Annotated in this window: 15 protein-coding genes; 11 read left to right on the plus strand and 4 right to left on the minus strand. The window is 49.8% G+C overall.

What is annotated here, in order from left to right; genetic code table 11:
* Positions 1 to 64 precede the first annotated feature (64 nt).
* The 4 genes from AC5LIL_RS02495 (at position 65) to AC5LIL_RS02510 (ending at position 4,222) form a co-directional block, all read left to right on the plus strand.
* The gene (locus AC5LIL_RS02495; RefSeq protein ID WP_499824759.1) at positions 65 to 1,603 is read left to right on the plus strand and encodes a maltose/glucose-specific PTS transporter subunit IIC; all 1,539 of its coding nucleotides are present in this window, start codon (positions 65 to 67) and stop codon (positions 1,601 to 1,603) included.
* A 23-nt stretch (positions 1,604 to 1,626) separates the two neighbouring features.
* On the plus strand, positions 1,627 to 2,430 hold the full coding sequence (locus AC5LIL_RS02500; RefSeq protein ID WP_499824760.1) for a MurR/RpiR family transcriptional regulator: 804 nt from the start codon (positions 1,627 to 1,629) through the stop codon (positions 2,428 to 2,430).
* A gap of 5 nt (positions 2,431 to 2,435) precedes the next feature.
* Positions 2,436 to 3,131: an N-acetylmannosamine-6-phosphate 2-epimerase gene (locus tag AC5LIL_RS02505; protein ID WP_499824761.1), complete on the plus strand. Its 696-nt coding sequence runs from the start codon at positions 2,436 to 2,438 to the stop codon at positions 3,129 to 3,131.
* A 152-nt stretch (positions 3,132 to 3,283) separates the two neighbouring features.
* Positions 3,284 to 4,222: a sensor domain-containing diguanylate cyclase gene (locus AC5LIL_RS02510; protein ID WP_499824762.1), complete on the plus strand. Its 939-nt coding sequence runs from the start codon at positions 3,284 to 3,286 to the stop codon at positions 4,220 to 4,222.
* A gap of 108 nt (positions 4,223 to 4,330) precedes the next feature.
* Here AC5LIL_RS02510 and AC5LIL_RS02515 read toward each other — a convergent pair whose 3' ends face one another.
* Positions 4,331 to 4,960, minus strand: coding sequence for a class I SAM-dependent methyltransferase (locus tag AC5LIL_RS02515; RefSeq protein ID WP_499824763.1), 630 nt, complete (start codon positions 4,958 to 4,960; stop codon positions 4,331 to 4,333).
* A 64-nt stretch (positions 4,961 to 5,024) separates the two neighbouring features.
* On the opposite strand from AC5LIL_RS02515, the gene AC5LIL_RS02520 reads away from it, so the two are divergent.
* From AC5LIL_RS02520 to AC5LIL_RS02550, 7 genes are all read left to right on the plus strand, one after another.
* On the plus strand, positions 5,025 to 6,506 hold the full coding sequence (locus tag AC5LIL_RS02520) for a cryptochrome/photolyase family protein (RefSeq protein WP_499824764.1): 1,482 nt from the start codon (positions 5,025 to 5,027) through the stop codon (positions 6,504 to 6,506).
* A gap of 202 nt (positions 6,507 to 6,708) precedes the next feature.
* Positions 6,709 to 7,296, plus strand: coding sequence for a glycerol-3-phosphate responsive antiterminator (locus AC5LIL_RS02525; protein WP_499824765.1), 588 nt, complete (start codon positions 6,709 to 6,711; stop codon positions 7,294 to 7,296).
* Entirely contained in the window at positions 7,293 to 8,384 is a 1,092-nt protein-coding gene (locus tag AC5LIL_RS02530; RefSeq protein WP_499824766.1) for an ABC transporter ATP-binding protein, read from the plus strand. The genes AC5LIL_RS02525 and AC5LIL_RS02530 overlap by 4 nt, the downstream gene beginning before the upstream one ends.
* The gene (locus AC5LIL_RS02535; RefSeq protein ID WP_499824767.1) at positions 8,381 to 9,286 is read left to right on the plus strand and encodes a carbohydrate ABC transporter permease; all 906 of its coding nucleotides are present in this window, start codon (positions 8,381 to 8,383) and stop codon (positions 9,284 to 9,286) included. The genes AC5LIL_RS02530 and AC5LIL_RS02535 overlap by 4 nt, the downstream gene beginning before the upstream one ends.
* Positions 9,283 to 10,092, plus strand: a complete 810-nt coding sequence (locus AC5LIL_RS02540; RefSeq protein WP_499824768.1) for a carbohydrate ABC transporter permease — start codon at positions 9,283 to 9,285, stop codon at positions 10,090 to 10,092. The genes AC5LIL_RS02535 and AC5LIL_RS02540 overlap by 4 nt, the downstream gene beginning before the upstream one ends.
* Before the next feature lie 16 nt (positions 10,093 to 10,108).
* Positions 10,109 to 11,416 (plus strand): ABC transporter substrate-binding protein, encoded by a 1,308-nt coding sequence (locus AC5LIL_RS02545; RefSeq protein ID WP_499824769.1) that lies wholly within the window; start codon positions 10,109 to 10,111, stop codon positions 11,414 to 11,416.
* Between the two features lies 1 nt (position 11,417).
* Positions 11,418 to 12,092: a glycerophosphodiester phosphodiesterase gene (locus tag AC5LIL_RS02550; RefSeq protein WP_499824770.1), complete on the plus strand. Its 675-nt coding sequence runs from the start codon at positions 11,418 to 11,420 to the stop codon at positions 12,090 to 12,092.
* Positions 12,093 to 12,132: 40 nt separating this feature from the next.
* Here AC5LIL_RS02550 and AC5LIL_RS02555 read toward each other — a convergent pair whose 3' ends face one another.
* The 3 genes from AC5LIL_RS02555 to AC5LIL_RS02565 form a co-directional block, all read right to left on the minus strand.
* Entirely contained in the window at positions 12,133 to 13,218 is a 1,086-nt protein-coding gene (locus tag AC5LIL_RS02555; RefSeq protein ID WP_224862232.1) for a GGDEF domain-containing protein, read from the minus strand.
* Between the two features lie 90 nt (positions 13,219 to 13,308).
* The gene (locus tag AC5LIL_RS02560) at positions 13,309 to 13,452 is read right to left on the minus strand and encodes a hypothetical protein (protein WP_026825140.1); all 144 of its coding nucleotides are present in this window, start codon (positions 13,450 to 13,452) and stop codon (positions 13,309 to 13,311) included.
* Positions 13,453 to 13,556: 104 nt separating this feature from the next.
* On the minus strand, positions 13,557 to 14,699 hold the full coding sequence (locus AC5LIL_RS02565) for a sensor histidine kinase (RefSeq protein ID WP_499824771.1): 1,143 nt from the start codon (positions 14,697 to 14,699) through the stop codon (positions 13,557 to 13,559).
* Positions 14,700 to 14,857 lie beyond the last annotated feature (158 nt).

Genomic DNA, 14,857 nt, shown 5'->3' on the forward strand with positions numbered 1-14,857 from the left:
GCTTGCATTAAAATATTTTTCATATTATGATTCAGGTGAAAATGATTTTAAGGAGGATTTATTCATGTCACGTCTCTTTGAACGAGCGCAACAATTCGGGAAATCGTTCATGTTGCCAATCGCGGTCTTACCGGCAGCCGGACTATTGTTAGGGATCGGGGGCGCCTTGTCTAACCCAAATACGGTACAAGCATATCCGTTTCTCGACATCGACTGGTTGCAACACTTATTCACGATTATGGCGGCTGCAGGTTCGATTGTATTTGCGAACTTGGCTGTGTTGTTTGCCATTGGCGTCGCTGTAGGACTTGCGAAGTCTGATAAAGGAACGGCCGGTTTGGCGGCAATGCTTGGTTACTTGATTATGAATGCGACCATCAACGCGATGTTACAAATTACAGGAGAGTTGATGGAAATGAACTTAGCGAGTGCGGGGCAAGGGATGGCACTTGGGATTCAAACACTTGAAACGGGTGTGTTCGGTGGGATATTGATCGGGATTGTCACAGCACTCTTGCATAACCGCTATAACAAGCAAGTGCTTCCACAGTTTCTTGGGTTCTTCAGTGGATCACGTTTTGTGCCGATTATCACGTCGTTCGTGGCGATTGGTGTCGGGATTGGACTCTACTTTATCTGGCCGACGGTACAGAATGGAATTTTCTCACTAGGTGGTCTCGTTGAGAAGACAGGTTATATCGGAACGTTCATCTATGGATTTGTCCTACGGATGCTTGGTCCATTCGGGTTGCACCATATCTTCTACATTCCGTTTTGGACAACCGGGCTCGGGGGCTCGATGGTCATCGACGGTACATTGATTGAAGGAACGCAAAAGATTTTCTTCGCGCAATTGGCTGATCCAAATACGACTCAATTCTATGAAGGAACGGCGCGCTTCATGTCTGGCCGATTTATCACGATGATGTTTGGTCTTCTCGGCGCAGCGCTTGCGATGTATCACTGTGCTAAACCAGAGCAAAAGAAAGTCGTATTCGGACTCTTGTTCTCTGCTGCACTCACATCGTTCTTGACGGGAATCACGGAACCGCTAGAGTTCGCGTTCTTATTTGTGGCGCCAGCCCTCTATTTAGTCCATGCCATCTTTGATGGACTTGCCTTCATGATGGCTCACATCTTTGAGATCACGATTGGTCAAACGTTCTCTGGTGGGTTCATCGACTTTATTTTATTCGGGGTTTTACAAGGGAATGACAAGACGAACTGGATGCTCGTACCGGTCATCGGTGCCTTTTGGTTCTTGCTCTACTACGTAACGTTCCGTTTCCTCATCACGAAGTTCAACTTCATGACACCAGGACGCTCAGATGAAACAGCTAAAACATCAGACATTGCGTCGTCTGATCGTTCAACAGCCATCATTGCGGCACTAGGTGGCGATGCAAATATTGAAACGGTCGACTGTTGTGCGACACGCCTTCGCGTTACCGTCAACGACAATCAACATGTCCGTGAAGATTTGTTAAAAGAGACGGGCGCTCACGGGGTAGTTCAAAAAGGGAATGGAATTCAAGTAATCTACGGTCCTTCTGTTACAATTATTAAGAATGAAGTCCAAGAGGCGTTAGGCCGGGGCGAATAACGAATGTGTTGGAGGGAAGAACCGTGTGGGAGCAAATGAAACACGTGTATTCAGAAATGACAGACAGTGAGAAAAAGATTGCGGACTATCTCATGTCAAACATGAAAGAGGCCATCGAGATGAACATTACCGATCTGGCAAACGCAATCGAGACTTCTCCAGGAACAATAACGCGATTTTGTAAGAAGATCGGCGTAGGAAGCTATAGCTCACTGAAGCTCATGATGCAAAAGACGTTAACGGAAACGAATTTGCCCCAAACGACTTCACTGGAACCGATGCAGAGGTCGTATATTGAATTGATTCAAACGACCGCTCATTTGATTGATCAGGACGAATTGATTGCTATTTGTAAGGAAATTGTTTCGAGCCGTTCCGTCCATTTGTATGGGTTGGGCAACGCCGGGCTCGTTGCACAAGAGATGGAATATCGATTGAGACGAATGGGTCTACTGGCGACTACAGCATTTGATAGTCACAGCATGGTCATGGACGCTTCGATTGTCACATCAGAAGATTTGGTCATTGCGTTCTCGAACAGTGGAGAAAGTCGAGAAGTCGTCCAAGCCGTTCAACTTGCAAAGGAATCGGGCTGTACGACAGTGGCGTTCGTCGGATATCAGCATTCACCACTCGCTGAGGTTGTCGACTACCGTTTGTTAACCGCCGGTGCGTCAGGAGAGGCATTCTTAATTAATACCCAACTCCCGCTGCTTTTTACGGCAGATGCGGTGACGAAGACATTGATGGAAACAAATGAAACATTAAAAGCGCACTATATGCGAACGCTTAATGCGCTTGATCGTTTAAAAGAAAGAAGTGACTAATCAGTATGACAACATTACCGACTGGATTGATTGTTTCGTGCCAGGCTTTAGAAGGTGAACCACTCCATAGTGAGTTCATTATGGGACGGATGGCCATTGCGGCCGTTCAAGGGGGCGCTAAAGGAATCCGGGCCAATTCAGCGAAAGATATTCAAGAGATTAAACAACAGGTCTCGGTTCCCATTATCGGAATCGTCAAACGGGATTATGAAGACAGTGACGTCTTCATCACGGCAACGATGAAGGAAATCGAGGAGTTGATTGAAGTCGGCGTGGACGTAATCGCCCTCGATGCGACACAACGCCTCCGACCGAACGGGATGACACTTCAAGAGTTAGTGAATGCTATTCGTTCGATTTATCCAAAGCAGGCAATCATGGCGGATTGTGCAACACTCAACGATTGTATTGAAGCGGATCGCCTTGGTTTTGACTACATTTCGACAACGCTACATGGATATACGAAAGAGACGAACGGATCTCTTCTCTATCATGACGATTTCAAATTTTTAAAAGATGTGTTAGATCACGTGTCTCGACCGGTTGTCGCAGAAGGGAATATTTTGACACCTGAGATGGCGAAGCGCTGCATGGACTTAGGAACGCATGCTGTCGTTGTAGGTGGTGCGATTACGCGTCCGCATCAAATTACCGCACGGTTTGATGCCGCACTCGCTGCCAGTGTGAAGAGTTCGATGTAAGCATGAATAATCGAGCATGCTAAACAATACCTTACGACGATGAAATTCAGCGTTGTGAGGTATTTTTGTTTTAAAATAGACGAAGCTGGTGCACGAAACAACAGAAAGTTCGATATACTAAATATGGATGATTTTTAGTGTGGAGGTGCCTGATGCACTCATATGAGTTTCAAATGTATCGAAATTTTGATGAGCTTGCGATTGACATGATTGAGTTAGCGAAAGAGATTATGCCAGATAAATTGGTCTATCTTACATCAATTGAAGATGACACCCAGCATATCCTCAAACTGTCGTCACAAGATTCTCCCATCATGCTTGAAGAAGGAATGTCTTTTGATTTGAAGGATACGGTGTGCAATCGAATTGATTTCAATCAGCGAGAAGTCTTGATGTATGAAGACATCGAAGAACAAATCGAGTCGACACGCCTTCAATCATTACTGAGGGAAGTGAACATCAAGTCGTATTTAGGCATCCCGATTTTGACGAAGAGCGGGGATATCTTCGGGACGCTTTGTGTCGCGAATCATAAAAGTGCCCAGTATGATTCGAAAAGTGTCCAATTGCTGAAACGCGTAGTGCGTATGTTCAGTTATTACTTAGAGCTCGAACGTCGGGCTTCACGGGATGAACTGACGGATCTGTATAACCGACACTACTTATATAACTATTTCGAGACAAATCCGAATCAAGGAGGCGCACTTTTTCTCATCGATTTAGATGGGTTTAAATTTGTGAATGACACGTTTGGTCATGACGAAGGGGACCTCGTCTTAAAAGAAGTCGCACGACGTCTGAAACGCTTGATGGAGCCGATTCATGACTCGAAGGTGTATCGCTTAGGTGGCGATGAGTTTTTAGTGAAAGTCGCACATGCGTTACCTGAAGCAGTGGTCATCGAGTATGCCGAACGGATGTTAACTGTCTTGAAAGAGTGGGACGCCCATCTTCCGTTATCAGCAAGTATCGGTATCGCTCCATACGATCCTGATGAGGAGAAAGACCTCCGTCAATTGTTGAAAGAAGCGGATGTCGCACTGTATCAATCAAAGGCGAGCGGGAAGAACACGTATCAAATTTGTAGATGAACGCTAATAGGCTAAGCCAGTGGATGACCATCGGCTTAGCCTATTATTTTATGTTCAGTCATGCCGAACAGATTGTCGTGAAAGAATCGAATGAAAAACGGGTACTGATTAAGAATGCGGTTTGCGTCCCATCACTGCGACCGTACGATAGTCGCGCGAGTCGGGACCTCGTCGTACCGACACGTCCTGAAATCCGAATTTCGTCGCCTCGGGGATGAACTCTTTCTGAATCCTGTCAGCAATCCCGTCCCACTGCACATCGCCTTTCCCATCGCAGTACGTGATGACAAATGTGCCATTCGGTTTCAAGACGCGTTCGATTTCAGACAGGACGGTCGTGACATCTTCCCAAAAATATAGCGTGTGAATGCTGAACACGTGATCGATAGATGCTTCGATCATCGCCAATTGATGAAAATCGCCTTCCATCAAGCGAGCTCGTCCCGTTTGAATGGAGACATCGTTACGTTTCTTGGCCGAAGCGATGAGCGTCTTCGAGCGATCGAGACCGATCACGTTCACATCCTTTCGCTCTTGAAGAATTGTCGCCATCGCATCTCCGGCCCCACACCCGAGTTCGAGTACAGTGGCGTTTGAGTGCATCTGTAACTGTGCAATCGTCCACTCGACTTCGATACGGTGTTGGCGCACCATCTTTTCCCCGATATATTTTCCGACGGGACCACGTGGGTTTTCGTACTGACTGTCCACCCAGTTTTTGAACACTTGTGGGAGCATACTGTCACCTCATTTCAAGAGTAGCTCGATTGTAGCATATTGATGAGACAAAGGAGTCAATAACATGCGTTCATTTTGGATACTCGGCAACCAACTCTCGCACGAACTTGCGATGTTGAAGGAAATGAAAGAAGATGACGTCATCGTCATGATCGAGGCGACGTCTCGCGCGACGTGGCGTCCGTACCATAAGCAAAAACTCGTCCTCATCTTCTCGGCGATGCGCCACTTTGCGGAAGAACTGCGCGACAAAGGGTACACCGTCGATTACCATGAAGCGGCTTCGTTTCAGGAGGCATGGGACAAACACCTAAACCAGTACGAGCCGGACGAGATTCATGTCACCGCCGTCACGGACGAACCGATGGCTAAAAAGCTCAAGCAATTCGGCAAGAAACATAAATTAGTCGAGCATACGGATGTCCCGCTCTTCTACTTATCGAAAGAAGAAGCGACCGATACGCTAGGGAACGAACCGTGGCGGATGGATCGGTTTTATCGTCAGATGCGCAAACGGTTCGATGTTTTAATTGAAGAAGGGAAGCCGCGTGGCGGGAAGTGGTCGTTTGACGCGGAAAATCGAAAGCCACCGAAAGAAGGACTGTCGTTTCCGTCCGCCATCCATTTTCGACCGGACGCCATCACAAAAGACGTCATCGAAAAGGTCGAGTCGACATTCTCCGATCATCCAGGGAAAGTGACCCCGTTTCATTGGCCGGTCACACACACCGAGGCGAGACGGGCGTTGAATCGATTCGTGAACGAGCGGCTCGAGACGTTCGGTCCGTATCAAGATGCGATGATGACGAATGAACCGGAAATGTCACACAGCCTATTGTCGGCTGCCATCAACATCGGTCTTTTGACGCCACATGAAGTCGTCGAGGCGGCTTGTGAGGCAGATGCACCATTGTCATCGATCGAAGGATTCGTCCGCCAAATCCTCGGGTGGCGGGAATATATGCGCGCCGTCTACCTCGCCGTCATGCCGGGCTATGAAGAGGTGAACACGTTTAAGCATGAACGCGACTTACCGTCCTTCTTTTGGGACGCGAAGACGGACTTGAACTGTCTGCATCAAAGTCTGAAGCCGGTCGTGGCACATGCCCACAACCATCACATCCAGCGGCTGATGGTGCTCGGAAACTACGCGACGTTGTTTGAAATCTCACCAAAACAGACGAGCGACTGGTTCAATGAGATGTATATCGATGCCTATGACTGGGTCGTCTTACCAAACGTGCTCGGGATGGCCCTGCATGCGGACGGCGGGAAACTTGCCACGAAGCCATATGTCGCCTCTGGAAAATATATCGACCGGATGAGTGATTACTGTGGAGATTGCCCATATAACCCGAAACATACGATCGAAGAGGATGCTTGTCCGTTCAACGCCCTTTACTGGCGCTTCATCGATCGGCACGAGGAGCGTTTCTCAAAAAACCAGCGAATGAAGATGATGGTCCGCAATTGGCAAGGGCGAGACGATGATGTCAAAGCAGATATATTAGCGAAAGCCGAACAGACATTGACCGATTCCCCGTGAATCGGTTTTTTTACGTTTCCTTCATGAAACTTAGCGATTCCTTTATGGTAGCTTTACAATTGTCCGCTACGATAAGAGCTGTGAGACCCCCTCACTTCCAAGTGAATACTTACCGGTAGAACCTTTGAGAGACCAACAGAAGCCCGTACGTCCATGACGTGTCGTTTCTGTTGGTCCTTTTTTTCAAGAAAGGATGATTCAAGTGAATGAAGCGATTGCACGAATGGGGCAGGAGCGGATGATTGCCTCAATCAAGAGTCCGAAACAAATCGAAGCGTTTTTAAAGACGGATGTGACGACGACGTTCCTCATGATGGGGACGCTCAGTACGCTCGACCGCTATGTGGCGCATTTGAAACGAGAGAAACGAACGGTCTTCCTCCACGCCGAGCGGATCAATGGGATCAGCCTCGACCGAGATGGCATCGACTATCTCGCCAAACGTGTCGGTGCCGACGGGATTGTCACGACGAAAGCATCGGTGCTTCAGCACGCAAAACGGGCAGGACTGTTGACGGTTCAAAGATTGTTTCTCGTCGATTCGGACGCGGTCACGAGCGGACTCAAACTCGCCGAAACGCAGCAACCGGACGCGATCGAACTCATGCCTGGTCTGATTCCGAGTGTCGTCGAGAAGATTTCCCAGGAAGTCTCTTTCCCGATTGTGACGGGTGGCATGATTCGTCAACCAATCGATGTACATCGCGCCCTTGATCATGGGGCATTCGCGGTTTCGACCGGGGACGAACGACTTTGGCAGGTCCAAAGTCAGAAGGAGGAATTGGTATGAAAACGATCCAACTACAACAACTGACAAAATCATTCGGGGAGACGGAAGTCATTCGGGGTATCGACGTGACAATCGAAGCAGGAGAATTCTTCGCGCTTGTCGGACCATCGGGATGCGGCAAGAGTACGATGCTTCGCATGATTGCTGGGCTCGAATCCATCACGGGCGGAACGCTCCGCATCGACGGAGTGGCAGCAAACGGGATGAAGCCGAGCGAGCGTCACTTGTCGATGGTCTTCCAAAACTACGCCCTCTATCCACATATGACGGTCGAGAAAAATATCACGTTCGGTCTACATACGAAAGGACTGACGAAACTAGAACAGCGTGAGCGTTGCCTCCAGGCGGCCGAGACGCTCGGGCTCACCGATTATTTGAAACGGAAGCCACGTGAACTGTCAGGTGGTCAGAGACAAAGGGTCGCGTTGGCACGAGCCATCGTGACGGAGGCACCGATTTGCCTGATGGATGAGCCGCTCTCGAACTTGGACGCGAAACTGCGGGCAAAAATGCGCTCGGAGATTCGCCAGTTGCAGCGAAAGCTCGGACTGACGATGATTTATGTCACACATGACCAAGTCGAAGCGATGACGATGGCGGACCGGATCATGCTTCTTAATGAAGGAGAAGTGCAACAAGTCGGGAAGCCGCTCGACCTATACAACAAGCCCGCGAACACGTTCGTCGCCTCGTTCATTGGGTCGCCACCGATGAACCTGGTCGAGGTCACCCGACAAGAGAGAGGGTGGATGGCAGCAGACGGACGCCTATTCCATCCGAACGCATTGACAGAAGCGTCAGAGGCGACGCTCGGTGTACGTCCAGAACAGATTAAACCTGCCGACGAAGACGTGACGTTATATGCGGAGCTGAAAAACATCGAAGTACTCGGGACCGAGACGATTCTCGCGTTCGATGTCGGTGGCAATGAATGGCTGGCGAAATGGCCAGGACAATGGCCGCTCACTGTTGGAGAAAAAGTGGCGTGTTACGTGGATCCGAAACAGATGTCGCTCTTTGACGCGAACGGGCAACGCATCGAGCCACGACAGCCGAAGTTGTTTGAGGCGTTGGAGGTGTTCCAATGACGGTCGCCTTACCGAGGGAGAAGGTCCGCACGAGACTGTCGGACGCGGCGAGCGGGCTGTTGTACTTGTCTCCGTCCATCATCTTGTTTGGTGTCTTTCTCGTCTATCCGCTTCTCCGGACGATGTACTTGAGCTTCTTTCGGACGGACACGCAAGGGACGCCACTCGAATTTGTCGGCGTCGGTCATTACAGCAACCTGTTCACGAGCGCGGCGTTTTGGCAAAGCATTCAGGCGACGGTCGGATTCGTCCTCTTGACGGTCCCACTGACGATTCTCATCGCACTCGGGCTCGCGCTACTTGCCAATGAGAAATTGAAGGGCATCGGCATCTTTCGAACAGCATTCTCGGCGACGATGGGAATGAGTGTCGCCGCCTCGTCGGTCATTTGGATGTTCATGTACAACCCGTCAATCGGCATCTTCAACCGGTTCCTCGAAGCAATCGGTGGCAGCGGCGTACAGTGGCTTCTTGACCCGCAATATGCGCTCCTATCCGTTTCAATCGCGACCGTCTGGATGAATATCGGCTTCACGTTTTTGATTCTTCTCGGCGGTCTGCAAAACATCGACCGGACACTATACGAGAGTGCGGATATTGCCGGAACGAGCTATTGGACACAGTTACGCGCGATCACGATCCCGATGTTGTCCCCGACGCTCTTCTTCGTCGGAATCATCTCGCTCATAAACGCCTTCCAGACGTTCGGGCAGATTGATTTGTTGACGAAAGGCGGACCGACGAATGCGACGAACGTCATCGTCTATGCCATCTATAAAGATGCGTTCATCAACTACAACGTCGGAAGCGCCAGTGCACAAGCCGTGCTCTTATTTATCGCCGTCCTTCTGTTGACATGGCTCCAATTTAAACTTGTCGAAAGGAAGGTGCATTACCAATGAGACTACGGAATCTAGGCGTATATGTCCTTCTCGTCTTAAGCGCAATCGTCATGCTGTTCCCGATCGCCTATGCGTTCTCAATCAGTCTGATGGACGGGAAGGAAGTACTTCAGGGACATCTGCTCCCACGCGACCCATCATTTGAAAACTATATCGCCGCGTTCGAACGAATCCCGATGATGACCTACTTAGTGAACAGTCTGGTTGTCGCGCTCCTCGTGATGATTGGGCAGGTCGTCTTGTCGAGTCTCGCGGCATTCGCATTCGTCTTCATCGACTTCAAAGGAAAAGGGCTCATCTTCATGCTCTTCCTCGCGACGATGATGGTTCCATGGGAAGCGACGATGGTGCCGAACTTTTTGACAATCCAGTCGCTCGGCTGGCTCAACACCGTCTGGGGACTATCGGTGCCGTTCTTCGCACTTGCGTTCGGGACGTTTCTACTCCGGCAACAGTTCAAGACGATTCCATATGAGATGTATGAGGCGTCTCAAATCGCTGGGATCAGTCGGTTCCGCTTCTTCTGGAACGTTGTCTTGCCAGTATCGAAGACACCGCTCGTCACATTGTCGGTATATAGCTTTTTGACAACTTGGAACATGTACTTATGGCCGCTCCTCGTTACGAACACGGAACAGGCGCGGACGGTCCAAATCGGAATCAAACAGATGCAGTCGAACGAGGTTGCTTCGGATTGGGGCGTCGTCATGGCGGCGGTCGTCTTGATCATCATTCCGACACTTTTATTGTTATTCGCAGGACAAAAACATCTACAAGAAGGATTGACGCAAGGCGCGATCAAATAATAGGGGGACATAACAGATGAAAAAGTTTGGATTATTCGCAGGGTTGGCAAGTTCAGTGCTATTACTCGGGGCATGTGGCAGTGAAGAAGCGGCGCCGGTCGCGGCGACAACGGAAGACGGAAAGACAGAAGTCGTCTTTTGGCACGCCATGAGCGGGGATTTGGAAACAGCGCTCAATACGCAGGTCGACGCATTCAACGCCTCGCAAGACGACTATGAAGTGAAACCGATCTTCCAAGGAACGTACGAAGAGGCGCTGACGAAGTTCAATGCCGTCGCCGGTTCGGAAGACGCGCCAGCCATCATGCAGACGTTTGAGGTCGGGACGAAATACATGATTGACTCGAATAAGATCACACCGGTACAAGAGTTCATCGACAAAGAGAACTTTGACACAAGCGTGTGGGAAGAGAACATCTTGAGCTATTACCAAGTGGACGGCAAGCAATACTCGATGCCGTTCAACTCGTCGACACCTGTCCTCATCTATAACAAGGATGCATTTAAAGAAGCAGGGCTCGACCCGGAGAAGGCACCGCGTACGTATGACGAGTTGAAAGCAGCAGCGAAGAAGTTGACGACGGATGACCAGACCGGCTTCACGATACTTAACTATGGCTGGTTCTTTGAACAGCTTGTCGCCGCACAAGGTGGACTTTACGTCGATAACGATAACGGGCGCAGTGGAGATCCGACGAAGGCCGTGTTCGATGGCGAAGAAGGACAGAATGCGTTCAACTTAATCAAAGAGATGTACGATGAGAAGACGTTCCTAAACGTCGGTCAAAACTGGGATGATATGCGTGCAGCGTTCCAATCTGGTAAAGTCGCCATGTATCTCGACTCGTCAGCCGGGATCCGTACCGTAGCGGACAGCGCAGACTTTGAGATCGGTGCCTCGTACTTGCCAGTGCCGAACGAAGCAGACCGTCAAGGCGTCGTCATCGGTGGCGCATCACTCTGGATGGGTGACGGCATCGCCGAAGAAACGAAAGAAGGCGCATGGGAGTTCATGAAGTATGTATCCTCAACGGAAGCACAAGCACAGTGGCATGTCGACACAGGTTACTTCGCTATCAATCCTGACGCATACAACGAACCGGTCGTCGAAGAGATGTGGGCGAAATATCCACAGCTCAAAGTAACGGTCGACCAGCTCAGCGAGACAAAACCATCACCAGCGACACAAGGTGCGCTCATCTCGACGTTCCCTCAATCGCGTCAGAGCGTCGTCAATGCGATAGAGAGTTTGTATCAAGGCGTATCGGTCGAAGACGCATTGAAGCGTGCGGCCGAAGAGACGACTTCCACCTTGGGGCAGTGAGATGCTGATTTACGCACATCGTGGGTATAGCGCTAATTATCCGGAAAATACGTTGTCGGCGTTCGAGGCGGCCCTCCCATATGTGGACGGGATCGAGCTCGACGTGCAACTGTCAAAGGACGGTCGGCTTGTCGTCATCCATGACGAGACCGTCGATCGGACGACGGATGGAACCGGGTGGGTAAAAGACATGACACTCCAGGAGCTACGTCAATTGAAAATTGACGGGTATGAACGCATCCCGACACTAGAAGAAGTGCTCGGCTTGATCGAACGGAGTGACATCACGCTGAACGTCGAATTGAAGACAGATCAATATGCGTATCCGGGCATCGAACGACTCGCCTGGCTCGCCGTCGATGAGTTTCACATGACGGGGCGCGTCGTCTTCTCCTCGTTCAATCGGGAGACACTCGTTCGAATGCGGGATGTGGCACCGCACGCACGCCTTGCCGTCTTGACGCTCACGGGAGAGTCGGACACCGTCTCGTTCGCTGAAACGATTCGAGCCGAGGCGATTCACGCACAGTCCGAATTTATCGGTTCGAAAGTATGGCAAGAGATGCGACGGACGGCACTCGAGACACGTGTCTACACAATCAACGACGTGAAAGACCTGCCGCTGATGCCGGTAGCAGCCATCATGACGGATGAAGTTGAACGGTTCGCGAAATAAGCAGACAAAACCCCGCTTCCTACGAAGGAGCGGGGTTCGTTCATGTCATGATCGGTTCTGGTGATGCAACCGTCGAGACGACGACTTGGTTGCGCCCTTCATTTTTCGCTTGATAGAGCGCCGAGTCTGCGAGGTCGACCATCCGTTTGATTGGAAGCGAGGTACCGTGGGCGACTCCGACGGACGTCGTGATTTGAATCGGTGGAAAGTCGTTCAAGTAGAACGTTTCAGCAGCAATCCGTTCCCGAATCCGGTTGGCCACTTTATCCACCTTTTCTGGCGTCAAATCGTACATCAAGATGACAAACTCTTCGCCGCCGATCCGAGCGACGGTATCGTGTGCGCGAGTCTCCACCTTTAAAATGTCAGCGAACTGTTGCAAAACGAGGTCGCCATTTCCGTGACCGTATGTATCGTTCACGTGCTTAAAGTGATCGATATCAAGCGCGAGGATGTTGTACGTGCGGTCGTCCTCACCGAGCGAGGCGGTGTAACGGTCCCAGACGCGACGATTGAACAGACCTGTCAGATGATCTCGTTCAGCAGAGCGTTTATATTCAAGCGCACGTCGAGTCGTCTTTTCTAAGTCGATTGTGAGTATACTCGACAGCAGACCGACGAGCATGCCGACCATCCAAATGGTCAAGACGAGGGACACGTATGCTGTATTCCATCCCATATTGATGTAGACGGCAATCGAGATGACGAATAGCGCCCACACGTTTAAGAAAATACTTTGCATGAAAAGTCGTTCGCGAAGGAGACGATGAATCCACAGCATTCCGATACTGACAACGAACGTCGCGATAAAGGCGATGAACGCTTGTTCCGTCATCCCGAACAAGAAACGTGTGCTCGCAATGACGAGTGTCGCAATAAACAATGGCATCCGAGCGCCGTAAAACGCGAGTAAGACGAGCGGTAGATGACGTAAATCCACACGTACCGTATCGTTGGCCTCGACGGCATTGTACATTAAGAAGAGACCAAGCGCCCCTGCTAATAATCCAATCACAAAACTACGAAGACGTTGCGAATTGAATAGTGAAGAGTGATAAATCTTTGAGATGATGTAAAATCCGGTGAACGCAACACAGGCGTTCAGTAACAAGACGGTGAGCGTCATTCCTTCACGACCTTTTCGGTAGACTATACATTAACCGTAGCAGTCTTCAAAATAATGTCAATCAGAGATGTGCAAAAATTCACTTCGTCTTCACGCTTTTTTCTTCGTTCCCCGAAACGCAAAGAACATAGCGATGCCGATACCAATCCCGAGCCACCAGTTATCGAGGGTGAGACCAAAAACGACGGCGAACACAACAGCGACCGGGATGGATAAGTATCCACGTTGTTTCATCTTGAGTTCCTCCTCTCTTCATCAATTCTCTATTCCCGAAATGAGATGGCTTCATACTTGAATCGCCTTACATCACGAAACGAAAAAACGTCCGACTGAATGAATCAGTCGGACGTGATTGGTAAGGATGTTCGTGGCAAGGGGCATGTGTGTCGTGTATGAAGTTCAATGGTGAAGGTCGTGCCTTCTCCGTAAACGGAATCCGCATGGATGACCCAACCGTGGGCTTCTGCGATTCGTTTGCAAATCCGTAGACCGAGTCCTGTGCCTTTGATTGATTGATGGGCGAGGGAGTCGACACGATAATATTCGTCAAATACATAAGGGAGCGCATCTTCTGGAATCCCGATGCCCGTATCGGATACAGACAAGATGACCGTACCGTCACATTCCTCGACTTGTGTATGGACCGTACCACCGTCGGGAGAATATTTGATGGCATTGCCGATCAGGTTATGGAGCAATTGCCGTAACTTTTCTGAATCTGCTTGCATCCAGATGTCATTTGCCTCAAACGTCACCGTATGAAGCGGCGAAGTCGATTGATAACTCGCCATAACTTCCTCTAACAGGGGACGAAGCGCAAACGTTGAGACATTCAATTGTTCGGCCGAATAGCTTTCTTTTTGGTAGTCTAAAAAATTATCGACTAGTCGCTCCAGCCGCTCCGATTCTTGTTTCACTTGTTCCAACATGTGATACGACTTCTCGGAACCTTCATGACGCGCCATCAACAATTCGGTAAAGCCATGGATTGCGGTCAACGGGGTACGGAAGTCATGAGACAACTCGGCGAGAAATGCATCTTTTCGTTCTTCAAAGCGGACGGCTTCCGTCTGATCACGCCACATGATGAAGACGCCCCGAGGTGTCCGGGTAAAATTGAAGATCAAGTGTAGCGTCCGGTCATCGAATTGAATTCGGCGTGACGTCATGCTTGGCCATTTCTCTATCTCGCACTCAAGCAATTCTTGAATCAAATGGGTAACTTGGGACATGTCGGCACCGTGTTCTTCGAACGTCGTATACAGAAATCGAGTCAATGCTTCCATCGAGGTGAACGATTGGGTCGTCATCGAAGGGCACCAGTGATGAAGGAGGTCATTTGTATAGAGACGATGTTTCGAAAAGTCGATATAACACATCGCATCCTGCACTTCTTCTACAATCGAAGCGATGGAGAACGTATGGCGTTCCTGTTTTTGACGAGCGGATTGTTTCTGCCTTACCCTTCGAAATCGATGCATCCACTTACCTCCTCGCGCACATTTGTACATTCATTCACAACAAGTATACGACATTCGGGCAGGAATCCCTATACAGGCAATAGTCCTAACAGAAATGTGCTGAAATCGGGACGAATTATACGAATCGCAACAAAAAAACTCCCCGCGTCGTAAGCGGA

It is taken from the genome of Exiguobacterium sp. RM11 (genome assembly GCF_059821525.1).